We start from the raw sequence: 24,079 nt of genomic DNA, 5'->3' as shown, positions 1-24,079 counted from the left end.
TAAACACAACCTTCTCGTTACACACTTCAAAATATCAGCAAGGTATGTTGTATGAATGATGAGTTAATTAACAATGGCTAATACCGTGTCGAAAGCGATACCTTTTAACGCCTGGGAACAATATTCGTCGATTGTTATAGCAGATATGCTTAACTGTTTCTGCCTAAAATCAACATGGCTCAGGAATAATAAAGAACATTAATTAGCGATATATAATTGAGACAAACCCATCTCAAGAATATTCTACTAGTCTGTGGCTGGATGTATTGGGTGATATATCGAATTTAGGAGCGGATGCAGTGCTGATGTAATATTTATCATTTAAGTTTGTAGCAGGTAAAGAGCACTCTTGCCCCTCCTGCTGGCGGTGAACCGTGAGGTGTTAGCCGCAGGTTGTACAACTTAATCACCCCAGAGGCCCAAGTGCATGATAGGCAACGACAGGCAATGACATCAGTGTGGGTAGAGATGCCGGACGAGTCGAGTCTGGAAGACAGTGACTTCTATCCGGCATAGTTTTTATTATCCAAGTTTGGGTAAAATATTTAACATATTTCCAAACCAACAAAAAATCACAACTACCCCAAAGACAATAACTACAGCGGGAATGACTCGGCCACCCCAAACTGTAAATATCTGCTCAGGAAACTTTTTCCTTGATTTTAATGCAAGAATGGCAGGAATAATGACCGCCCATATTGTTGCACAGAGTCCGGCACCGCCTATGCCATAAATAAAACCATTAGGAAAAATCAGGTATAACAATGCGGGAGGCAGAAAAGTGAGTAATGTTGTTTTAAGCCGACCGATATGTGAGTTATCAAATTTAAATAAGTCAGCCAGAAAATCGAACAACCCTAACGTGACGCCAAAAAAGGAGCTTGCTACAGCCAGGTTAGAAAAAAGAAGTAAACAAAACTCAATCATACCGCTTTGGTTTGTTCCGAGGAATGAACCTACCAAAGAGTCAACATTCCCACCCGAGGCAATAATCCCTTTGAAATTATCACGTGAGATGTTACCCATTGTACAGTACAACCAAAACAGATAGACAATCAGAGCAAGTAAAGAACCAAAGACAATACTTTTTATTAATTTATCTTTTTTCTTCCCGTAACAGATGATGAGGCTAGGAATATTGCCGTGAAAACCGAAGGAGGCCAGACATACAGGTAGCGCCATAAAAATATAAGGGAAGTATGATTGCATAACCTCACCACCCTCACCTGTGCCACTTAATATCGAATAATCCACCTGAAAGAAAAGTGAACCAAAGACAATAATAAAAGCAATTATTTTTATGCCGAGGAATAGAGAGGTAATCCTGCTGGCCGCAAGCGAACTAAACCATAAGACACAAGCAACAAAAACAGCTGTAGAAATCCCTATAACCCTGGGGTTCATGTTAACCCCTGAATTCATTCTAATGGTTTCACTAATAATCGCACCATTTGCCGAAATATAAGCATAAGTTAATATATACAAAACAAAGGCAACAGTGATTCCACTTACAATATTCCATTTATTTCCAATTAGATCTTTTGTAATAGTGTTAAAGCTGGAACCTACAGGATAGTTTAAGTTAGCCTCTAACAGCAACAGACCGGAATGCAGCATTGAAAACCAAGATATTATTAATATAAATGCAGCCCAAAAAAACCAGGCTCCGGCAAGATCTACCGGCAAAGCAAACATTCCTCCACCAATTACGGTTCCTGCAATAACCATAATTCCCCAAAAAGATGAATGTTTGGCACTGGAGTTATCTTCCATATGGCCTCCTATTTAATGTTATTTTTCTTTATCTATATACCTTCACGCAGAAAAGGAATGGCCACGGGAAATATGGCCATTCCAGGCAGATTATAATTAATTAAACTTCTTTGAGCTTAGCGGTAAAGTGGCGTAATACTTTTGGTTCGTATGTAAAAGTTAATCCCCTAATATTAACTGCATTTTCTTTTACATGACTGAAGGCTTCAATAATGAAGTCCATATGTGATTGGGTATAGGTTGCCCGCGGAATGGTTAAACGGAGCAGTTCTGCCGGACATGGTAATTGCTCGCCTGTTTTAGGATCTCTGCCCAGTAAGAATGAGCCGATTTCAACAGCACGAATACCTGCAACCTTGTATAGCTCACAGGCAAGTGCCTGAGCCGGGAACTGTTCTGCAGGAATATGCGGCAGTAATTTACCCGCATCAACAAACGCTGCATGGCCACCCGCCTGCTGGCAGGTAACACCGATAGCTTCAAGGCCGTCTACCAAATATTGAATCTGCGCGATGCGATAAGCCAGCCAGTCTTGATTCATGCCATCACGGAGCCCTACTGCAAGGCGCTCCATTGCGCCGCCTTCTAAACCGCCATACGTTGGGAAGCCTTCCTGGACAACACAAAGCGTTCTGCACTCGGTATAAACATCAAAATAATTATCGTCTTTGATACAGAGTAATCCTCCCATGGGAACCATGGCGTCTTTCTTCGCAGACATGGCTAACATATCGGCATATTTATATGTTTCCCGGGTAATTTCCTCTATGCTCCAATCCTTATAGCCAGCTTCCCTTTGCTGAATAAAATAGGCATTTTCAGCAAAACGTGCTGAGTCCATGACTACCGGAATGTCATATTTTTTAGCAAGCTGATACATTGCCTTCAGGTTTGCCATTGAGACAGGTTGCCCACCAGCAGAATTACAGGTGATTGTAGCAACAATATAAGGAACATTACTGGCCCCGACTTCATCAATTCCTTTTTCTAACCCTTCGAGATCAAAATCACCTTTAAAGTCATAGCGAGTAGAGGTATCAAACGCCTCTTTGATATAAACATTACGCACGGTACAACCGTTTATTTGACTATGCCCTTGGGTGGTATCGAAGAAATAGTTTGAGAACGCGACCATTTTGCTTCTGTCCAAGCCTTTTTCCTGCTCGCGCTTTTTGATTAATACAGGAATATAAATTTGCTCTGCACCACGCCCCTGGTGAGTAGGAATAGTGTGCTGGTAGCCAAAAATATTTTTAACCGCATCGGCCAAGGCATAATAACTTCGACTTCCACTGTAGGCTTCATCGCCACGCATCATTGCAGCTTGCATATTCTGGGTAATAGCACCCGTACCACTGTCTGTCAGTAAATCAATAAAAACATCCTCACTGTCGAGCAAAAATGGATTCATGCCTGATTTGATAATGGCATTTTCACGGTGTTCACGCGTAGTGCGTTTAACAGGTTCGATGACACGAATACGGAATGGTTCTGGCAAATGTTTGAAGTTATTCATTGTGAAATCCTTAATCATATTTATATATAGCAGGGCCCGCAGTCATTCACCTATTATGAATGGCTGTCATAAGCTGCATGTATCCCTTAATGGTATTATGCCGCACAAACATAGGCAGAATTACCGCCATAACCCTAAACTTTGCCAGATAAAGGCAAATAGGAAATCAGGCGTGAGTATTTCGCCAACAGGACATAATCATTTGGGGTATGCGAAACAAAACAGATGACGCAGCAGCTGCGCTTGTTTATATCGCATTAATCAGGAGGGGGACTAGGGGCGATGGTTGACGATAATGGTGTCAATGTTGAACCACTTAGAGATTGCATATGAATTAATTACGATAATCATAATAAATCAACTCTCGTTAAACATAATAATACATTATTGCAATGGATATATTTGTCTAATAGTAGTGAGCTTATCTGTGAGTTAAATCACCATAAATTAAACATATTGAGGTTTAAATTATAACTGCACCGCAGTCTCAGCAATTAACTCTCGCTTCAGCCCAGAATTTACTTCAATCGCATAGAAACGCATTAAACGGCAAGTCGTGGGCGTGCGAGCGCGCGCGGATCTGTGCCAGTAGTACTTCTGCTGTCGCCACTGCGTCGCACAATGCATGATGCGCCGGGTAATCAGGAAGATGGTAATCACGGCGAATACTCGATAGCCGCAAGTCGTTCTGCATGCGTCTTGCCGCTTGCTGATGACGTCGCTCAAGCTCCAGCGTATCAATCCACAGTAAGGGCAGCTCTTCCCGCCCGTAACGCGTAAACAGCCAGGCGTTAATAAACGCCCTCTCAACCATTCGGCCATGAACCACGGCCACTCGCCCCATCAGGCTCGCGAACAAAGCCTCCATGGCTTCATCCAGGGCAACGCCCTCGCGCAGCATTTCCGGAGTGATGTGATTGATAATCGCGCTACGCGCATTCACCGGATTACTGGTGGAAATATAGTGGTGCTGCGCGCTCGCAAGCCCGATTTGCCCGTTTTCGGCAACCACACTACCAATCGATAAAATACAATCCGTAAAGGCATCAAGGCCGCTGGTTTCAAAATCAAACACCAACCAGGGAACATGAGTTACGGCCGCGTTGAAATCTGGTAGTGGGGCTTCTAATAGCTTTTTTAATGCATGGCTTAAACCAGGCTCACGCAGCCACTGCTCGCGCTCGGTCTGCAAACGAGTTTCTCGTGAAGGCGGGAAAATACGCGATAGAAAACTCATTATTACCCCTTCACAAACAGCATGCGGGCCAGCTCTTGTTGGCGGGAAATAATCCGAAAGGCATCTTTCAGATGCTTGCGCTCAAAGCTGCCAAACTCACGCGGGTCAATCTGGTTATCGGGGGTAATTCCTTTACGCAGCTGCGACAACTGGTGGTTAAAACGCAGCCTGGTTAAAAAATGAAAAGCATCAATGATGTCTGTACACCCACCGGGTGACATCAATCCTTTATCGCGTGCGGCATGGAAACGCGCTTCGGTGCTGGTTTCACTGCACCCTGCTGCCAGCGCGTAAATCCGCGACAAGTCGATGATAAGCGTTAGCGCAAAGCGTTTGATGTTAAGTGTCTTACTGTCGTTGCCACTTTTTTCCAGCACCAGATTGTTAAAGATACCAAGCGGTGGCGAAGTATTGGCCGAATCACGGGTGAGTGAACGTAAGAAGCCAGGATGAGCTGCTATATCGTTCAGCAGCGATTGTTGAAATGCATCATGCAGCCAGGTGTTGCCGTAAAATGCGCGCGTCTCCAGAAATACGGTCGCATTCAATAGCTGCGTATATTCCGGGTTAATGACCCATTTGCGAATACAGGCTTGCCATACCGATAGCGGCTGGCACCAACGGCTCTCCGACGCCATAAAATGGCCAGTGCATAATGGATAGCCACACTCATCAAGCCCCAGGCAAACAAATCGGGCAAAGCGTAAAAACCACATTTGCTCTTCAATACCTGCACTGTCGGGCAAAATAATCGCGCTATCCTGGTCGGAATGAACATGAACTTCATTTCGGGCGTGCGAACCCGCCACTATCCATGCGAATTCACAAGGTGGCTCGCCAAACTCGCTAAGGGCAAGTTCAATTAACCTGCGGGTGAAGGCATCCATCAGCATCGACATCACCATTTCAACCACACCACTGCGTAAATTCCCCTCCACTAAAGCTTCGAATATTGCCTGGCGTTCAACTTTAAGAACGGCTAACTCAGCGACAGATTGGCAATGGTTAATGCGCTCGATCAGGAAAATAGCCTGCACGCGATGATGTTGCACCAGATCCGAAGCCGTCAGTAGGCCGACTGGTTTTTGGCAATCAACGACCGGCAAGCTACTGACACCGTGGCGCATCATCAGCGCCACCGCATGCATCACCAGATCACCCGATGACACAGTTATCGGTGCTGCAGTCATCACTTCTCTAACCGGGCGCGAGATATCAAAGCCTTCCGCCACTACGCGTCGCGTCATATCCCGGTCACTGATAATGCCAATAATTTCATCAGCATCCATTACCACTGCCGTTGAGCAGCGATCGACCCAGCGCATCTGCCTGGCCGTTTCTTGTATGGACGTTGTTGATTCAACAACAGAAATCGTGCTGCTCGCCAAGTCGCCAACCTTACGCACAAACATGCCTTTGTCTTCATCGCTCCAGACAATGTCCATCGCGCCATTCAGGCGTTCATGAGCGTTAATCGAAAAGTGTGTCGCGTATTGGGGATATTTTTGCAGCATCGATTTCAGCACGCTATGCGGGATTTGGTATAGCAGCGTGTTTTCGATAGCAGTGACGTTGTAACAATCTTCAGGATTACCCGGAATCCCTTCAAGGAAGGTGAAACCAAACAAGTCTTCTGGTCCCAGACGGGCACGTAGCACCCCATCACTCCAGCGTTGCTCAAGCGAACCGGTACGTACGATGTAGAGATAGCGCTCAACAGCCGCAATATCGAAAGGCAGCGTCTCGCCAACCGCCAGATAGCTAATGCTGATGGAGCGCGCGATTTCATTTTGCGCCTCCACCGGGAGCGTGTTAAGTGGCGAAACATGTGCAATAAAATCGCAGATATTAGGCAATAACGGTTCCATCGTCATACTCCGTCCTAAAATTAAAATGATGTTTTATAATATATGCTACTGCTAACCTGTAAGGATATAACATTCAACCCGTGAATCATCACTCTTGCCCCTGTTCTTGACCCACTTAACACTTAATGATGTCAATCAGTTACATCGCCATTGAATTGTGAATCAAGCGATGTAAAATTAAAGTTACTATGTATAAGCAGTGTGAATAATCCTTCAGATTCCTGGATTTCTTCTTCGCCATTTTTACCTCCTCCCGGCGACCAGGTTTGAATCATATTTTCAGGGAAAGTTACGATGAAATTGCGAAGCCTGTTGATCATTGCTGTTGTTGCCACTGTAGTAGGTTGTAAAGCACCGCCGCCAAAAATGACGGACGATACTATCGTGACTAGTGAAATCAATGGCGTCACCCTCACACACCGTTACGCTGTAGCCGCGCCACAAGAGTTTACCCCAGTTAACGCCAGTTATCGGGCTCTCTACCCGGGCTCTATTTTGAGCAAGCCGGATTTTGGTGGGAAAGTGATAAGTACCCTTGAAAACGGACAAAGTTATACCGTGCTTGGCGAGGTCGAGAACAAATGGCTCGCGATTGCAGAGCAAGATAAACAAGAAATGTTGGGCTATGTTCCTGCGCGCGCTCTGGTCAAAAGTGAACTTTACGCCCAGACGCTAAAAAAAGATCGCCCACGTCCGCGTAAGGCTTCTAAGAAAACGACTTGTGTTGCCGTCGATGACGCCAGCAAAGCCTGTCAGAACGCTAATAGCGGCACCTGGATTATTGATTAATCAAAGGCGTTTTGTGTCACGGCCTTTTATTTAATATTGCTCGGCTAACAAGGATTTCTATGAAACTCTGGCTTTCGGGTCTGGCGCTGTTGCTGGCATCTACAACCGTATGGGCTGGGAACTATCGTATCGTTCAGTCTCCTTCGCAAAAGCTGGATGTCTGGATAGATGATGTGCAAAACAACACGCCACAGAGCTGGTGTGCTGCTGAACTCCCCTTACGAATCGTAGCCAATGGCGATAAAAATCCATCTGTGCTTAACGTTTTTATGCCGCGTCTTGGCACCTTGCTGGAAAGCCAGTGTAGTTCTGTTCAACTGGTGAGCTGGAAACTGGAAGATCCACAAGGCCAGACGCTTGCCGTCGGCACCGCGACCAAAAACAGTGATTGGGCAGTCATTGTTGCGCCAGTAGTTTCAGGTGAACCAAATGCACTACCCCATTCCGATGAGAACTCGCCGTTAGCTGACCGCACCCCATGGCAGGAGTTTACGTTGCAGGATGGCTGCCATCTGCGCACCTTCTGGCAAGGAGACGCCAACGCTTCGGCAATGTTTATCCCCAACGGGAAATGTGAAAACGGCGGTTGGCTAAATGGGCGTAGTGAAATCATTCAAAGCGGTATTCACGGCGAAAAACGCAATGAGATGACCTTCGTACATGGTTTCCCGGTCAGTGGACTGAGCGCCGATGCGGGTTCTGACAGCCTGCTTATCACCAGCCTGAACAATGAACGCATGGTCGTCAGTAATGAACACGCGCCGCAAAGCTGGATGATTTTGCCCTATAACTCCGAGCTAAATGGCTGGCAAGCCACCGGAACCGTGGCTGTTGAAGTTCCACGTGAAATGACGGTTGATGAGGCAGGAATTCAGGCGCGTTTAAACCAAGTACGCAAAGTATGGTCGGCATGGCTTGCGCCAGATACACCTATTACCTTGCTGTTGATTGACTCCCTGCGTCCGCAATTGCGTGATCCGGCGGTGGGCGCATGGCGCGCCCAGAAATAACCTGTGAACATTCGTCGATTTCGTGCAGAGAAAGGCCATCATGACTGATAAAGATTACGAACAAGAACTTCCCGAAGCTCTGCCACCAGGTTTCCGTTTCGACGAGTTTGAAATTCAGCAAGTGACTGAGTCCACCAATACCAACGTGGTTTATAAAGCGTGGGATCATCAACTCGAACGACCGGTAACTATCAATGAGTTTATGCCACGTGCGCTGACCATTCGTAGCGATAATATGCAGCTGGTTTTGCGCAGTAAACAAGATAGCCAGGCGTTCAGCTCGGGCATGAATCGTTTTGTGCAGTCGGCTCGTCAGCTTGCGCAATTCAACCACCCAAACCTGCTTCAGGTTTTAAGCTTCTGGACGCAAAACGAAACCGCTTATGCGGCAACACGTTACTCCAGCGGCATGACGCTTGCCGAGCTGCATCAGCAACATCCCGAAATCATCAACGATGCCTGGTTACGCAGCATATTACCGATGCTGTGCGGGGCGCTGGCCACATTGCACGACGAAGGATTTATTCATCGTGATTTGTCCCTGCGTAGTATTCAGATTCAGGACAACGGAGCGCCGCTGCTACTTAATGCAGGTGCTCCACTGCGCGCCAATGCAGAAAACAGCGACGAGATTAAAACGCCGCTTAATCCTGGTTTTGCCCCGTTGGAACAGTACGCTGACGATCTCGAAAACCAACTAGGGCCGTGGACTGATATCTACGCACTCGGCGCCATTCTTTATACTTTGATAACAGGCACCTGCCCCCCAGCCAGTGTTACCCGCACAATTCAGGACCCTTGCGTTAAGCTCGCGAAGAATCGCCCTGAAGGCTATTCCCACAGTTTGTTGCAGGCCGTCGATCACGCCCTGGCGCTAAAACCTGAAGACCGCCCGCAATCTATTGCTGAATTTGCGGCCCTTGCCGAGATTCCGATGAGCGGCATCAATGGCCTCACATCGCTAAAACAACCAGGCACCATGTTGGTTGCTCTGGAAGATGCCGAGATTACCCCGCTGTCTCCGTTACGCAAACGCTACAAATTGCCACTACAGATAGCGGCCAGTTTGTTGGTCGGCGTGGCTGTAGGTGCGGTAATTTTTGGTGGCCATTTCTCGACAACGCCGACTTCCGAGACAGCGAAACTTGAGACACCCGCGGCACAAAAAGTCCAACCGGTGGCAACTCCAACTGCTCTACCCGCCACTGACGGCATGCTGGCGCGCGTTTATGTCCGCATGAATGAAGGTGAAGAGTTGGATGTGAATGGCAAAACAGAAAAAATCACACCTGGCGCTAATGGTTATGGTTTCCTGCAACTGCCTGCCGGGAAATACCAGATTACCCTGCGTGATAATAACCAGACGCGAAACATGACGTTGTCTGTGGAAAAAGCAGGAACATGGTTGATTAATCCGCAAGGGTAAGCGCCAGTGCCAGCGGTAAATTATCTGCTTTCCTTTAATATGCGACATGGCACCTGGTACTGCCCGCAAATTCGTCTAAGGTTTTCATAGGGTTGATCGCTAAAACTTCACGCGATCATGAAAAGGAGAACAATAGATGATAAATCCTGCTTTGCGCCGTCCTCGTAGTTTATTGCTTGCGATTCAAATAGCTATCGGTTGTGCGTTCGTCGCTTTTACCTTGCCCGCTTCGGCGGCTGACGAACAACAACCGCAGCCCCAGCCACCAGATGTGCTCCTTGGCCCGTTATTTACCGATGTCCAGACTGCAAAATTATTCCCTGACCAAAAGACATTTGCAGATGCGGTTCCTAATAACGATCCGTTAATGATCCTTGCGGACTACCGCATGCAGCGCAATCAATCTGGCTTCGATTTACGTCATTTTGTGAATGTGAACTTCACTTTGCCGCGCGAGGGTGAAAAATATGTTCCACCTGAAGGACAGACGCTGCGTGAACATATCGATAGCCTGTGGCCGGTGCTAACGCGCACCACAGACAGCGTTGATAAATGGGACTCGTTGCTGCCGTTACCTAAGCCGTATGTCGTACCCGGCGGGCGTTTTCGCGAAGTCTATTATTGGGACAGCTATTTCACCATGCTCGGGCTTGCGGAAAGCGGTCACTGGGACAAAGTGCAGGATATGGTGGATAACTTTGCCCATGAAATTGATGCCTGGGGGCATATTCCCAATGGCAACCGCAGTTATTATCTGAGCCGTTCGCAACCACCGTTCTTTGCTTTTATGGTCAAACTGCTGGCCAGCCACAACGGTGATGAAACCTATACCACTTACCTGCCGCAATTGAAAAAAGAGTACGCCTACTGGATGCAGGGCAGCGATACGCTGCAACCGGGCTCTGAAAACCTGCGTGTGGTGAAACTTAAAGATGGTTCAGTCCTGAACCGCTATTGGGATGACAGAGATACGCCACGTACTGAATCTTATCTGGATGATGTGACTACAGCGAAAAACAACCCGAATCGCCCGGCAACAGAAATCTATCGTGATTTGCGTGCCGCTGCCGCCTCTGGTTGGGATTTCAGCTCTCGTTGGATGGATAACCCAGAACAACTTGGTTCGATTCGCACCACCTCAATCGTGCCGGTGGATTTAAACGCCCTGTTATTCCAGATGGAAAAAACGCTGGCGCACGCCAGCACTGTGGCGAAAGACACCAGTGCAGCAGCGCAATACCAGCAACTGGCCGATGCTCGCCAGAAAGCTATGGAAGCGCATTTGTGGAATAGCAAACAGGGCTGGTATGCCGATTACGATCTCAAAACTAATGCTGTTCGTTCTCAGTTGACCGCCGCCGCACTGTTCCCGCTTTATGTGCATGCGGCCTCGAAAGAGCGTGCGGACAAAATGGCAACTATCACCCGTGCGCAACTGCTTAAAGCCGGAGGGCTTGCGACAACCAATCTGAAAACGGGCCAGCAGTGGGATGCACCAAATGGCTGGGCTCCGCTGCAATGGGTGGCCACCGAAGGGCTGCAGAACTATGGGCATAAAGATTTAGCCATGGAAGTCACCTGGCGCTTCCTCACCAATGTGCAGCATACCTACAACCGCGAGCAGAAACTGGTTGAAAAGTATGATGTATCCAGCACGGGCACAGGCGGTGGTGGCGGAGAATATCCTCTCCAGGATGGTTTTGGCTGGACCAACGGTGTGACGCTGAAAATGCTCGATTTGTTATGCGGTACAGAGAAGCCCTGCGATTCCACACCGGATAAATTGCCTTCAGCAACACCGGGTCCTGTGACTGAAACTATAAAACCTACGGCGGCCTCAACCCAGTAACGTCGTTCCAACGGCCTCATCCCCTCCTTCTCCTTCTCTCAAGGAGAAGGAGTAAAAAACTCTCCCACTACCGTCTGCCTCCTGTAAAAACACCAATATTTTCATGGGTTTTAATTCTACACCTGCCAATATTTGCACTTGCTTACAATAACAATAACGATAATAATTCGCATTCCTATTCGTTGTAAGATCGCCTGAATTTATACCAACCTCTCCGACACAGATCGGCTCTTCAGGTGATAACAAAAAGACCTTCTCGGGAAAATAACTAAATGAAACTGGCATTTACCGTAAAGCGCTCCGCTTTACTCTGCGCGCTTGCTCTTGCTGCTCCAACCTACGCGATGGCGGAAGATACCGTTATTGTGACCGACACACTGACAGAAACCTCCACCAGCCCAACTCAGGGTTACAGCGCGACGGTCAGCCGTGGTGCCACCAAAACTGATGAGCCGTTAATCACTACTGGTCAGTCGGTGTCTGTCGTGACTCGTCAACAAATTGATGATCAGGGTGCATTATCTGTAAACAGCGCACTCAACTACACACCGGGCGCTTTCACTGGTTTTGCTGGTGGTGCAACGCGTTATGACACCGTCGCACTGCGCGGTTTCCACGGCGGTGATGTGAATAACATCTTCCTTGACGGCCTACGCCTGATGAGTGACGGCGGCAGCTACAACGTGGTGCAGGTTGATCCATGGTTCCTTGAGCGTATTGACGTTATCAAAGGGCCTTCTTCAGCTCTTTACGGGCAAACCATTCCTGGCGGACTGGTGATGGAGACCTCAAAGCGCCCACAGTTCATTGAGGAAGGCCACGTCCGTGCCATGTACGGTAACAACAATACCACCGGCACTGCATTCGACTATACCAATGCGATTAACGATCAATGGGCCTGGCGCCTCATCGGTATGACAAAAAATACTGATACCCAGTATGAGAAAACGCGTGAAGAACGCTATGCCATCTCCCCGTCTGTGTTGTGGCAACCGAGCGAAAATACCTCATTGGTGATGCGTGCATACCTGGAAAAAGATCCCTCCGGTGGCTTCCACGGATCGGTTCCGGCTGATGGTAGTCTCTATTCGTCTACTGGCCGTAAACTCAGCACCGGTTTCTCTGATGTAGAACCGGGTAATGACGAATTCAAACGCCACCAGCAGATTTACAGTTACGAGTTCGCTCATAACTTTAATGACACTTGGGCATTCCGCTCCAACGCCAGCTATACCCACTCAAACGTGGGCCTCAAGCAGGCATACCAGATTGGTTGGGCAGATGCCGCGCACGACGAATTGACGCGTTATTACAGCGGTGAAACCTCATCACTCGACGCTTACGCCATCGATAACCAACTGGAAGCAGATTTCGCTACCGGCGAACTGGACCACAAAGTGGTGCTTGGTGGGGAATTCCATAAATACACCAATAACCTGTCTGACGATTCTGCTTATACCACCAACTTAAACCCATGGACTGGCGAGTCCGGTGGACCTGGCGGTTTCTACTATTACGATCCGCGTGACCCGACTTACTCCACTATCAACCAGGGTCTGTTGACCAAAGCAGGTAAGCGTCAGTACGAACAAACAGGCGTCTATTTACAAGATGATATGAAGTGGAATCAGTGGCATATGATGCTGTCTGGTCGTTACGACCATATGGTGACCAAAAGCCATATCGTGGCTGAAGCCATTGACAGTGATGTGACAGATAACCGCACCGATGATCATTTCAGCGGACGTGCCTCCCTGCTGTATGCGTTTAACAACGGGATTTCTCCTTACGTCAGTTACAGCCAGGCAATTACACCGCAGGTTCTGCCTGATGCTGAAGGCAAATTGCTGAAGCCGACCACTGCCGAGCAGTACGAAGCGGGTGTGAAATATCAGCCGGTTGGCACAGTAGATATGTATACCGTTGCGCTGTACGACCTGACGCAAAAAGATGTCGGTAATCGTGTGGTTCAGGGCAGCTACTTTGAGCCAGCAGGTAAAGTTCACTCGCAGGGCGTTGAGCTGGAAGCGCGTTCACAGTGGAATCAGCGTTTCTCAACCATCGCTGGATACACCTACAACAAAGTACGCTTTAAGGATGCAATCGACGGTAACGACGGTAACACGCCGTATGTGACGCCTGACCAAATGGCAAGCTTGTGGGGAATGTTCAAAGCCGACTTAGGTATCAGTCTGGGCGCGGGCGTACGCTACATTGGCAAGCAATGGGCGGATAACGAAAATACCCTGCGTGTACCTTCTGTCACTCTGCTTGATGCGATGGTGCGTGCCGACATGGGCGCGTGGACGCCATCTTTGAAAGGGGCTTTCGTGCAAGTTAACGCCACTAACCTGACAGGCCGTGATTATGTTGCGGGCTGTTACGGTACCGGCTATTGCTACTGGGGTGCAGAGCGTTCTGTTATTGCAACCGTGGGATATGATTTTTAAGTTTTGTTAACGCCAGTGTCGGATGTCGCTTCGCTAATCCGACCTGTGAAACATAGATACGGCCCCGTTTGGGGCCGTTTTTCTATGGTTGGCGAGTTATCGCTACCTCACCTGCGAGCGGTGAAGCTGGCTTTCCCTGCTGTTGTTCCAGCGCAATTTGTGCAAGCGGTGTATCCGCTTCGTACCGCGCTCTGGCATCCAGCCCTTTCTCATATTTGTTGTACTTCCACCAGGCGTAGCCCAGGAAGATAACCAACCCACCGACGTTATAAAACACGATTGTCATAATGCTGGCACCGGTCGGGAATGTGGAGGCAATAAACCCGACGGTGAAAATGACGATCAACACGCTCACAATGGTGATCCCCTGCATCCGTGTGCCCATACGGAAATCACGATTGACCTCATCGTATTTCATACGCAGGTTCAGATAGGCAAGCATGATAAACAGCGGCGGTAACATTGAAGCAGCAGCGGTCATGTTAATAAGCGTGTTCATCAACTCCTGTACGCTACCCGAACCCACGGTTGGGATAAGCATCAATGGGATAACAATCAGGAACTGAATCCACGCTGCACGAGTCGGTACACCATGCTGGTTAAGACGCACGGTTTTCTCACCAAAAATACCTTTTGGAATTTCGGTGAAGAAGATTTTCACCGGAGCAGCAGTCCACATCAGCAGTGAGCCAAACATCGCAGTAAAGGAGACAATCCCGACAAAGCGGTTCATCAGCGACGTTGGCAAGCCAAAGTGATTCGCCAGCCCTTCAAATACCTGCACCGTACCGCCGGTGTAGTGCAAATCGGCTTTATGAACAAAGACGTTAATCAGCAGTGAGGAGACGGTATACAGGCCACCGATGAATAAACCAGACAAAATGATCACTTTAACAAAGGCTTTGCTGCCGCCTTTTACGTCATTGACGTATACCGCAACCGACTCAGCACCACCCGCGGCCTGGAAAATCCACGCGATAATCCCGAGGAATGCCCAGCTAAACTGCGGTGTAATCGCCTGCACGTTGATTGGGTCAGCCGGTTCGACGCCGCCAATCACGGCAGCCCCTGCAAGAATGATGTAGGAGAAGGTAAGTAATAGCATCAGTGTGGAGGTGACTGAGGTCATCGGCCCCAACAGTTTTGCCCCGTGGTTTGAAATCCATGTGGAGAAAGCAAACAGGCAAATGCTGATTATTGCCGTCGTTAACGGCGTGAAAATGTAGTCATAGCCAAGGAACGCATACGAGGCGTAGGCAATAACTCGCGGTAGTAACGAGGTAAAGAAAAACAGGTTAACAAACCAGTAGGTGTAGGCGGTGATAAATGCCCAGCGGCCACCTAACGCACTCTTCACCCAGGCATAAACTCCCGCTTCGGAATTACGGTTCAGCGAGACGAATTCCGCGATGATTAAACAGAACGGAATAAAATAAATGAGTGTCGCCACCAGGAAAACCGGTGCCGATGCGATACCTAACTGAATATTGTTATTAATGACGTTATTGAAGCTAAACACCGCCGCAAATGTCATCGCTAATAACCCGAACTTGCCAATAGTATTTCTGTTTGTTGAAGCCATACGAACTCCACACTGTAGGGTAAATTTTAATAATTTTTTTCGTAGGTCGGATGGCGCTTTAGCCATCCGACACCAGTCAGGCGTTTAACACCCTATTTATTTAGAAAATACGTTTCTTCAATCGTGACTTTTAAAATCACTTTTTTGACGTCTTTCCCCTGCGAGAAGCGGTGTGCTTCGTGGTTTTCGCAGATGATGACGTTTCCGGCTTTAAGCTGATGTTTAACACCCTGCCCGCGCAAAAACTCACGGTCAGTTTCATCGCTGTAAGCAATTTCTGGGGTTAACTCGTTTTTCGCTGCAACCTCAACGGTTTCTTGTCCCGCAAGGTAATAATGAACATCGAAATAACGGCGATTCCCTTCAAATAAATCCATGTTATTTATTGGGCCTTCTGCAAGGCGATAAACCAGGGAATCACCAATTGAATAAAAAATATTAGGCTGAATATTTTCGAGGTTATTAATAGCTTCGATACAACGCTGCCATTTTTTCCCCGCACGATAAATCTGCTTAAAATCTTCTAAGGTATTTAAAATAATCATTACGTTTGCCCTATCAAGAAAGTGCGCGGTTGGTTTGCGGTTGGAAATCGTATTTCGCGAGATCAACCGTCTCCTCCTGCGCTTTACTGAACGGCACCATAGTGAAACCGTAGTGGAATGGTTTGAGGTAAACGCGGAATGAATCCAGCACTTCGGAACCCCATGAGTTGGAGCCAAGTCCGAGGATTTGATCATCGAGGTTTAATGTCAGGTAATCGCCCTTTTCCAGCTCATTAATGTGCTGCGCCTGTTGCAACATTTCTGCGCTATATGGCCATAGGCTGAAGTTAATCGGCTTAGAGGGCTGGATGAAAATACCGTTACCCTTTTCATCTTCAACGCTCAACCAACGCACATCCTGGCGGTTGCCGTTATCCTGTGGGAACGGGTAGTTTTCAAACAGGCTTTCTACCGGCTGGCGGTAATGGCCAATCAGATTGCTTTGGCAGCTGTCAGCGTAGCTTTCACCTGGCCCACGGCCATAATATTCCACCTGTTTAAAGCGAGTGCTGATGCCGAAATCGAGGCCGATTTTTGGAACAATGGCCTGATAATTTCCATATGGAGTACCTGATAAATCCAGGCTGACATGGCCTGCGGGAGTTATGCGCCACTGATAAGTACAGCGCATCCCGAAATCAAACACTGGTGGTGCAATCGTACTGGTAATCTCAACGACAATATCTTCACCTTGCGACAAATGACGCATGGTGCGGAAATTATGCTGCATCAGGTGCACGTGATACGGCTGCCACAAACCTTCAAATTCCTGTTTGTGGTTATCGATAGTCGGTTTAAAGAAGGTCAGATGCGGCGCACGCCCAACAATCTCTTCACCGTCTACCAACCATGAAACCAGCTCACCACTCAGGCGACAGAAAGTCAGAGCAAATTGATTACCGCTGATAACCAGGCTGTTTTGCTGCGTTTCACAGCGTAATGCGCTGTGCTGATTGAGTGGCAATAGCTCGCGAGAAACCGCCTGCTGGCGCAAGATCTGGAATTGACCAAGCGAGTGCATCGCATCACTCCAGCTTGTCGCACTGCGCTTAACAATTTCAACATTGATAAACACTTCACCTGCTGGCAACTCAGGTGCAGTCAGTTGCAGCTCTTCGGCTTCACCTGGCAGCAAGTGTGGCAGTGACAGTGTTTGCTGTGCGATGGTTTTACCATCGACCTGATATGCGACTTTAAACTCGATGTCACCAAGTGTGCTGAACCAGTAACGGTTCTCCACCAGCAACACATCATCCTGCTGCGTCTGGCGAATATTGACCGGGCAAAGCACCTGCTTGTACTCACGCAAGCCTGGGCCTGGACGTTGATCCGGATAGATAAGCCCATCCATGCAGAAGTTATAGTTGTTTGGGTAGTCGCCGTAATCACCGCCGTACTGATAGCGCTCACGCCCCTGCTCGTCATGCACCAGCAGCCCATGGTCGCACCACTCCCAGACGTAATGCCCTTGCAAACTTTTATGCTGATTAAATACAGCCTGGTATTGCGCTAACCCGCCTGGCCCGTTGCCCATTGCGTGGGCGTATTCGCAGATAATGCGTGGTTTCGGATGAGGGTATTCACCAAAGGCATTCATCATTGAGACGCGGGAATACATTGTGCTAATCACGTCCACGACTTCGGCGTCACGATCTTCTTCGTAATGCACCAGACGAGTGGGGTCAAGTTGCTTACAGCGTGCAGCCATCGCACGTATATTGCAGCCGTAGCCTGACTCGTTACCCAGGGACCAGATGATGATAGAAGGATGGTTTTTCTGCGCCAGAACGTGGCGTTCAATACGCTCGACGTAGGCTTGTTCCCACGTTGGATCGTCGGTGATGCGGCTAATATTGCCAACGTTTGCAAAACCGTGACTCTCGACATCAGTTTCTGCCATCACAAACAGACCGTACTGGTCGCACAATGCATAGAAACGCGGGTCGTTCGGGTAATGGGCGGTGCGTACTGAGTTGATGTTGTGTTGCTTCATCAGGATGATGTCACGCTCAACACGCGCCATATCGACTGCACGGCCTTTCAGGCAATCGTGATCGTGGCGGTTCACACCATGCAATTTCAGGTAACGACCATTAACGTAAAATAAGCCGTCCCGCACTTTGATGTCGCGGAACCCGACTTGCTGCGGCACCACTTCGATGATTTCGCCGTGGTTATTGCGCAGCGTCAGCAACAGTAAATAAAGATTGGGGTGCTCAGCATTCCACTGCTTCGGTTGTTTTACCGGTATCAGGAACTGGCAGGTGGCACTGTCCTGTACGCTAAGTGCATCAAGGCTTTGTTCAGCGATACATTTTTCACCATCAAACAATTGTGCATGCAGCTGTAAACCCGTGAGAGGTGTGGCCGATATATTGTTTACATCGCACGATACCTGGAGCTCAGCATCACAGTAATTTTCATCAAATTCCGTCACCACGGTTAAGTCATGTACGTGAACTTGCGGCTGACCAATAAGATAAACATCACGGAAAATACCGGCCATCCACCACATATCCTGATCTTCGATATAGGTGGAGTCAGCCCATTGCATCACCCGGACGCTCAGCAAGTTTTCCCCGGCCTTCACATACGGGCTGAGATTAAACTCGGCGCTCAGGCGGCTGCCTTTGCTAAAGCCTACATAGTGGCCATTTACATAAACTTCAAAATAGGTTTCTACGCCGTCGAATTTAATAATGACCTGGCGTTGTAACCAGTCTGACGGTAGCGAAAACTGGCGCTGATAAGCACCGGTTGGGTTGTTGGTGGGCACAAAAGGCACATCGATAGGGAACGGGTAACCTTCATCGGTATATTGCAGTTTACCGTGGCCTTCCATTTGCCACATTCCCGGAACAGTAATTTCACCCCATTCAGCCATAGGCTGGTGGTAAAACTCGGCAGGGACTTTTTGTGGATGGTCGAAATAGTTAAATGCCCATTTCCCGCTTAGCAACGAAAAGCCCAGGCTTTGCTCGCGGTTTAGCTCTTTTGCCTTTTCAACACTGTCATAACCGTGGAACCAGGCGCGCGGTGGCAGTCGATTCTCAGATTGTTTTTCTATGTTTTCCCAATTGTTCACGCCAACATCCTCATTACGTGGGTATGGGCAAACAATAGTAAATATTTAGTAAAACTAAAAATTAAAGTTTACTAAATGACGTGGCGATCACAATAAATCAACACGAGGTATAAAACAAAAAGCCCTGCTGGTGTAAGAAACCAGCAGGGCTTATGAGATTAATTATTGATTTTACTCAGATGTTGTCGTGTCACGCAATTGCAAAGAGCTGGGGACAAATACCGACAGCGGGATGGTACGATCATCACGCAGTCGTTCCATCAGCAGGTTAACGCCCTGCGCACCGATGGTTTCGGAATGAATTCTGACCGTTGAAAGTGCCGGGTAAACAAAGCGCGCGGTAGGTATATCGTTGACGCTTATAAGAGCCAGTTGCTCTGGCACTTTGATACCGTGTTCGTGCAGAGCGCGTAAAACACCAATCGCAATAGAGTCGGTCGCCACAAACAAGGCTGGTGGGTAATCGCTTGATGATGCAAGCATTTTCATCGCGCACTGGTATCCGGCCTGGCTACTAAAGTCCCCATAGTAAACATCCTGCGGCTGAACGACTTTTTTACTACGCCCATAATCAACAAACGCCTGTTCGCGTTGATCGGCATATTCCGGGTCGTCCCTGCCACCGATAAAACCGATACGCAGGTAGCCACGTGAAATAAAGAAGTCGATCACTTTCTGGCTGATTTTCGCTAAATCAACGCTTACGCAGTCAAACCGTGGATCGTTAGTTACCCCATCAAGATACACCAATGGCAAATCCTGCTGCTCAAGCACAGCCTGTGTTGCAGGCTGGGGTTTACCAATTACCAGTAAACCGTCGGCTGCCACCAATGGGCGATCGCCTTTGAAGTCGTAACAGGAAACTAACGTAATACCGAGTTTTTCGCATTGAGTTTCAATGCCATAGCGCATAGCCAGGTAATAGGGATCGTTGATTTCCAGCTCTTGCCCATGAGTATAAAGAGCTGCAAAGGTAAGACGTTGACCGGCCTGGCGTTTGGCGCTGGGGACTTTGTATTCCAGCCGCTCTGCCGCTTCGAGGATTTTCTGACGTGTCTGACTCTTCACGCTCAGTGTGGGATCGTCATTCAGGACCCGTGAAACCGTAGCCACCGATACCTGAGCCGCATGAGCGATTTCCTTCAATGTAGCCATAAGATCCCAATAATCAAGAGGTGAAAACAATAGCTTAATGGCATTGCGACTACGTGTATAGCCCTACTCGCATTGTGATCCACTTATCGCTTTACCGATTTAAGTGTATATTTTAGTAAATATTTAACTAGTATGAACGGCATTCCACGGATCGATAACCGCAATAACAACAAGGAATGGATTACATGGTTAAGATTTTCTCTATGGTAACGCTGCTATTACTGTTCTCACCCGCAGGGGCATTGCTGGCAGCGGAAAGCGTTGTTCCGGCAGAACGCCAGACTCCGCAACCACCTTCGTTTACAGCAGATACAAGTAACACCGCCTTTCGTTTTTATGGCGAGATGGGCCTGGGTGGCAGCGTTTACCTAAATGGCGACGACAAGCATAAATACAGCGACGGGACTTATATCGAAGGTGGTCTTGAGGTCAAACACGGTAACTGGTTTGGTCTGCTATATGGGGAAGGCTGGACGGTTCAGGCAGACAATAATGGTAATGCCTGGGTGCCGGATCACAGTTGGGGCGGTTTCGAAGGTGGAATTAACCGTTTTTATGGTGGCTATCGTACCGATAAAGGCACCGAGTTTATTTTAAGTGCCCGTAACGATTCATCGCTGGATGATTTGCAATGGTGGGGAGATTTCACACCGGAGTATGGTTATGTCATCCCCAACACGCGTGATTTAACCTACGCCGCTAAGATACAAAACCTGACTGGGAAGCTGCATTACAGTGTCACAGCGGCTCCAGAGAGCCGTGTCGACGAGAGCAAAGCGTGGTTGCACTTCGGTAAATATGACCGCTATTCAGATAAATATACCTATCAGGCGATGATCAATGGCTACCTCCAGTACGACATTCTCGATGATTTAACCATGCTGAGCGGGTTGGAAATGACCGACGGTACCGGGCAGATGTATCTACTGGGTTTGCAGGGTAAACACCTCGCAGGACGAGTCTGGCACCATACCGGTAAAGGCGATGGTAATAATCCTGGTAGTGAGAGCGGGATGATGGTCAGCGGCATGATTGAGCCTGCTAAAGGTTTTTATCTTTCTACCGCATACAGTTACGCAAAACATGAACTGGATACTGAGGAGGATCAAACAACCTCTTATGCACAGTTTGGTATCTGGTATGAGTATTTTGGCGGGAAGTTCGCCACCGCGTTGGACAGCCGTTTTTATCTTGATAACGACACCACCGAGGCCAGCAATTCGGTCTTCGTGATGCAATATTTCTACTGGTAAGGATACTTCATGAAAACAATTTTCCGTCTTGCCCCGCTCGCGATGCTGCTTGTGCTCGCGGGTTGCCATTCAACAAAGCACGACACCACCACATTAAAGGCCAATGATTTCCAGAACGTTATCGATCGCACCGGCGCGCCACAGGCGATGCTTGATTACGATTTCGACGAACATCAACGATTTAATCCGCTTTTTGATGATGGCGCCTGGCATGGGCACTTGCTGCCAGCAAGTAGCGAAGGGATGGGTGGTTTCCCAGGCCCAGCTTTGCTGACCGAAGAGTACATCAACTTTATGGCGAATAATTTCGACCGTCTGAGTGTGTACCAGAACGGCAAGAAAATCGCATTTACAATGAAGGCATACAGCATTCCAGGGGCGTTGATACAGACACTTACCTCCCCTGGTGTCACAGTGAAAATGACGCTGCGCTTTGTAACATCACGCACTTCCTTGCTGGAAACAGAAATCACTACCGATGCGCCGCTGGAGCTGGTTTGGGATGGCGAGTTACTGGAGAAGTATCATCTTCAGGAGCAAAAACCTCAGTCTGATGAAACCATTGAGCAGGCGTTCCCGGGCTACACCCGCACGCTACATGCCACATCAGATGGTCTGAATGTCACTTTTGGCAAAGTGCGTGCCGATTCAAACCTGATGACCTCTGGTCAATCACAGTACCAAATCCATAAAACGCTGCCGATGCGCACCCAAATTGACGGTCACCGCTTTATTGCAAAAGCCAACATTGAAGGCTCGACCACCCTCTACACCACTTATTCTCATTTGTTGACGGCTGCTGAAGTACAAAAAGAACAAAGTAAAATCACCGATATTCTCAAGCATCCCCAACCCTACCAGACAGCATCCGAGCAGCGTTGGGAAGGTTATTTGAAATCAGGGCTAAAAAACCCTGCCGCGACGGCGTCACAAACCCGTGTGGCAGTAAAAGCTATCGAAACGCTGAATGGAAACTGGCGTGGCGTGGCAGGTGCGATGAAATTTGACTCCGTAACACCCTCTGTAACTGGACGCTGGTTTTCCGGTAACCAGACCTGGCCGTGGGATACCTGGAAGCAGGCTTACGCTATGGCACATTTCAATCCTGACGTGGCAAAAGATAACATCCGCGCAGTCTTCGCCTGGCAGATTCCAACCGATGACCCGTTACGCCCATGGGATGCGGGCTTTGTTCCAGATTTGATTGCCTATAACACCAGCCCTGAGCGTGGCGGTGATGGCAGCAACTGGAATGAACGCAATACCAAGCCAAGCCTTGCCGCATGGTCTGTGATGGAAGTCTACAAAACCACGGGGGATAAAACCTGGCTTGAGGAAATGTATCCGCATCTGGTGGCTTATCATGACTGGTGGTTACGTAACCGTGACCACAACAGAAATGGTGTACCTGAGTATGGTGCCACTCGTGACAAAGCCCATAACACCGCAAAGGGTGAAATGATCTTTACCGTCAAACGCGGCAATAAAGAACAGAAGATGGTGGGGCTTGCGAACTACAACCGGGTTTTGCGTAGCGGGAAGTATGACAGCATTGATATTCCGGCTCAGGTTGCTGCTTCGTGGGAGTCCGGGCGTGATGATGCTGCCGTATTTGGCTTTATCGACCCTGACCAGCTGCAACGTTATCTGGATAAAGGCGGCAAACGCGAAGACTGGCAGGTGCTGTTTGCTGAAAACCGCGACTCAAATGGGCGCCTTGTCGGTTTTTCACTTTTGCAGGAGTCAGTTGACCAGGCCAGTTACATGTACAGCGACAGCAGCTACCTGGCTGAGATGGCGAAAATTCTCGGCAAACCGCAAGATGAACAACGCTTTAGCCATCACGCTAAGAAACTGGCCAGCTATATCAACACCTGTATGTTTGACGATGCCACCGGCTTCTATTACGACATTCGGATTGAAGATAAACCTTTGGCCAATGGCTGTGCCGGCAAACCTATAGTTGCGCGTGGCAAGGGACCGGAAGGATGGTCACCGTTATTTAATGGTGCTGCCACTCAATCCCATGCTGATGCCGTCGTGAAGGTCATGAAAGATCCAAAAGAGTTTAATACTTACGTGCCATTAGGGACTGCAGCACTGACGAATCCGGCATTTGGTGCTGATATTTACTGGCGTGGACGAGTGTGGGTGGATCAATTCTACTTCGGGTTAAAAGGAATGGAGCGGTACGGTTATCGTGCCGATGCCGTGGAGATGGCTAATCGTTTCTTTGCCCACGCCAATGGCCTGATGAGCGATGGTCCAATTCGCGAGAACTATAATCCGCTCAATGGCGCGCAACAGGGGGCACCGAATTTCTCCTGGAGCGCCGCGCATCTCTACATGTTGTACAACGATTTCTTCACGCAAAAGTAGTAAACGTAAAACGGCCCCAAATGGGGCCGTTACAAAATAGGTAAAGACCTATGCTCTAAATAATTGGAGTTGCATCAAGGCGGCAAACTCACTCACCCCAGTCACTTACTCGAGTAAGTGACTGGGGTGAGTGAGTGCAGCCAACGCCGAGGCGACTTCAAG

The 24,079-nt window shown here is 48.4% G+C and carries 16 protein-coding genes; 7 read left to right on the top strand and 9 right to left on the bottom strand.

Going from position 1 to position 24,079, the window contains the following annotated elements; genetic code table 11:
• Positions 1–522 precede the first annotated feature (522 nt).
• From tnaB to LVQ77_RS00450, 5 genes are all read right to left on the bottom strand, one after another.
• On the bottom strand, positions 523–1,773 hold the full coding sequence (tnaB, locus tag LVQ77_RS00465; protein WP_232863449.1) for a low affinity tryptophan permease TnaB: 1,251 nt from the start codon (positions 1,771–1,773) through the stop codon (positions 523–525).
• Between the two features lie 100 nt (positions 1,774–1,873).
• Positions 1,874–3,289 (bottom strand): tryptophanase, encoded by a 1,416-nt coding sequence (gene tnaA, locus LVQ77_RS00460; protein WP_232903361.1) that lies wholly within the window; start codon positions 3,287–3,289, stop codon positions 1,874–1,876.
• A gap of 273 nt (positions 3,290–3,562) precedes the next feature.
• Positions 3,563–3,640, bottom strand: coding sequence for a tryptophanase leader peptide (locus LVQ77_RS22295; protein ID WP_134183203.1), 78 nt, complete (start codon positions 3,638–3,640; stop codon positions 3,563–3,565).
• 172 nt (positions 3,641–3,812) lie between these two features.
• Positions 3,813–4,526: an exonuclease domain-containing protein gene (locus LVQ77_RS00455; RefSeq protein ID WP_232903360.1), complete on the bottom strand. Its 714-nt coding sequence runs from the start codon at positions 4,524–4,526 to the stop codon at positions 3,813–3,815.
• Between the two features lie 2 nt (positions 4,527–4,528).
• A complete protein-coding gene (locus LVQ77_RS00450; RefSeq protein ID WP_232903359.1) occupies positions 4,529–6,394 on the bottom strand; it encodes a putative nucleotidyltransferase substrate binding domain-containing protein in 1,866 nt (621 codons plus the stop codon).
• 294 nt (positions 6,395–6,688) lie between these two features.
• On the opposite strand from LVQ77_RS00450, the gene LVQ77_RS00445 reads away from it, so the two are divergent.
• From LVQ77_RS00445 to LVQ77_RS00425, 5 genes are all read left to right on the top strand, one after another.
• Complete coding sequence (locus LVQ77_RS00445; RefSeq protein ID WP_151995711.1) at positions 6,689–7,183, top strand: SH3 domain-containing protein; 495 nt, start codon at positions 6,689–6,691, stop codon at positions 7,181–7,183.
• A 59-nt stretch (positions 7,184–7,242) separates the two neighbouring features.
• Complete coding sequence (locus LVQ77_RS00440; protein WP_232903358.1) at positions 7,243–8,193, top strand: hypothetical protein; 951 nt, start codon at positions 7,243–7,245, stop codon at positions 8,191–8,193.
• 40 nt (positions 8,194–8,233) lie between these two features.
• Complete coding sequence (locus tag LVQ77_RS00435) at positions 8,234–9,619, top strand: serine/threonine protein kinase (protein ID WP_232863444.1); 1,386 nt, start codon at positions 8,234–8,236, stop codon at positions 9,617–9,619.
• A 136-nt stretch (positions 9,620–9,755) separates the two neighbouring features.
• On the top strand, positions 9,756–11,468 hold the full coding sequence (locus tag LVQ77_RS00430) for an alpha,alpha-trehalase (protein WP_232903357.1): 1,713 nt from the start codon (positions 9,756–9,758) through the stop codon (positions 11,466–11,468).
• A 272-nt stretch (positions 11,469–11,740) separates the two neighbouring features.
• Complete coding sequence (locus LVQ77_RS00425) at positions 11,741–13,918, top strand: TonB-dependent siderophore receptor (protein ID WP_232903356.1); 2,178 nt, start codon at positions 11,741–11,743, stop codon at positions 13,916–13,918.
• 82 nt (positions 13,919–14,000) lie between these two features.
• Here the strand turns inward: LVQ77_RS00425 and LVQ77_RS00420 are convergent, their stop codons facing one another.
• The 4 genes from LVQ77_RS00420 to ebgR all read right to left on the bottom strand — a co-directional run bounded on the left by LVQ77_RS00420 (position 14,001) and on the right by ebgR (position 20,285).
• Positions 14,001–15,500, bottom strand: a complete 1,500-nt coding sequence (locus tag LVQ77_RS00420; RefSeq protein WP_232903355.1) for an amino acid permease — start codon at positions 15,498–15,500, stop codon at positions 14,001–14,003.
• 92 nt (positions 15,501–15,592) lie between these two features.
• Positions 15,593–16,045: a beta-galactosidase subunit beta gene (locus LVQ77_RS00415; RefSeq protein ID WP_232863440.1), complete on the bottom strand. Its 453-nt coding sequence runs from the start codon at positions 16,043–16,045 to the stop codon at positions 15,593–15,595.
• Between the two features lie 13 nt (positions 16,046–16,058).
• Entirely contained in the window at positions 16,059–19,130 is a 3,072-nt protein-coding gene (gene ebgA, locus LVQ77_RS00410) for a beta-galactosidase subunit alpha (RefSeq protein ID WP_232903354.1), read from the bottom strand.
• Between the two features lie 171 nt (positions 19,131–19,301).
• Positions 19,302–20,285, bottom strand: coding sequence for a transcriptional regulator EbgR (gene ebgR, locus LVQ77_RS00405; RefSeq protein WP_232903353.1), 984 nt, complete (start codon positions 20,283–20,285; stop codon positions 19,302–19,304).
• A gap of 212 nt (positions 20,286–20,497) precedes the next feature.
• On the opposite strand from ebgR, the gene ygjJ reads away from it, so the two are divergent.
• On the top strand, positions 20,498–21,538 hold the full coding sequence (gene ygjJ / locus LVQ77_RS00400) for a protein YgjJ (protein WP_370644968.1): 1,041 nt from the start codon (positions 20,498–20,500) through the stop codon (positions 21,536–21,538).
• 9 nt (positions 21,539–21,547) lie between these two features.
• The gene (gene ygjK, locus LVQ77_RS00395; RefSeq protein WP_255666785.1) at positions 21,548–23,917 is read left to right on the top strand and encodes an alpha-glucosidase; all 2,370 of its coding nucleotides are present in this window, start codon (positions 21,548–21,550) and stop codon (positions 23,915–23,917) included.
• The last annotated feature ends 162 nt before the right edge of the window (positions 23,918–24,079 follow it).

Origin of the sequence: Buttiauxella cochleicola (assembly GCF_021282435.1) — a bacterium.
Lineage (GTDB): Bacteria > Pseudomonadota > Gammaproteobacteria > Enterobacterales > Enterobacteriaceae > Buttiauxella > Buttiauxella massiliensis.
The sequence above is the reverse complement of the archived record's forward strand: the minus strand, read 5'-3'. Positions and strand labels throughout refer to the sequence as shown.

Excerpts from the sequence above, each read along its gene's own strand:
- tnaB (WP_232863449.1), bottom strand. The coding sequence starts at position 1,773 with ATGGAAGATAACTCCAGTGCCAAACATTCATCTTTTTGGGGAATTATG.
- tnaA (WP_232903361.1), bottom strand. The coding sequence starts at position 3,289 with ATGAATAACTTCAAACATTTGCCAGAACCATTCCGTATTCGTGTCATC.
- LVQ77_RS22295 (WP_134183203.1), bottom strand. The coding sequence starts at position 3,640 with ATGATTATCGTAATTAATTCATATGCAATCTCTAAGTGGTTCAACATT.
- LVQ77_RS00455 (WP_232903360.1), bottom strand. The coding sequence starts at position 4,526 with ATGAGTTTTCTATCGCGTATTTTCCCGCCTTCACGAGAAACTCGTTTG.
- LVQ77_RS00450 (WP_232903359.1), bottom strand. The coding sequence starts at position 6,394 with ATGGAACCGTTATTGCCTAATATCTGCGATTTTATTGCACATGTTTCG.
- LVQ77_RS00445 (WP_151995711.1), top strand. The coding sequence starts at position 6,689 with ATGAAATTGCGAAGCCTGTTGATCATTGCTGTTGTTGCCACTGTAGTA.
- LVQ77_RS00440 (WP_232903358.1), top strand. The coding sequence starts at position 7,243 with ATGAAACTCTGGCTTTCGGGTCTGGCGCTGTTGCTGGCATCTACAACC.
- LVQ77_RS00435 (WP_232863444.1), top strand. The coding sequence starts at position 8,234 with ATGACTGATAAAGATTACGAACAAGAACTTCCCGAAGCTCTGCCACCA.
- LVQ77_RS00430 (WP_232903357.1), top strand. The coding sequence starts at position 9,756 with ATGATAAATCCTGCTTTGCGCCGTCCTCGTAGTTTATTGCTTGCGATT.
- LVQ77_RS00425 (WP_232903356.1), top strand. The coding sequence starts at position 11,741 with ATGAAACTGGCATTTACCGTAAAGCGCTCCGCTTTACTCTGCGCGCTT.
- LVQ77_RS00420 (WP_232903355.1), bottom strand. The coding sequence starts at position 15,500 with ATGGCTTCAACAAACAGAAATACTATTGGCAAGTTCGGGTTATTAGCG.
- LVQ77_RS00415 (WP_232863440.1), bottom strand. The coding sequence starts at position 16,045 with ATGATTATTTTAAATACCTTAGAAGATTTTAAGCAGATTTATCGTGCG.
- ebgR (WP_232903353.1), bottom strand. The coding sequence starts at position 20,285 with ATGGCTACATTGAAGGAAATCGCTCATGCGGCTCAGGTATCGGTGGCT.
- ygjK (WP_255666785.1), top strand. The coding sequence starts at position 21,548 with ATGAAAACAATTTTCCGTCTTGCCCCGCTCGCGATGCTGCTTGTGCTC.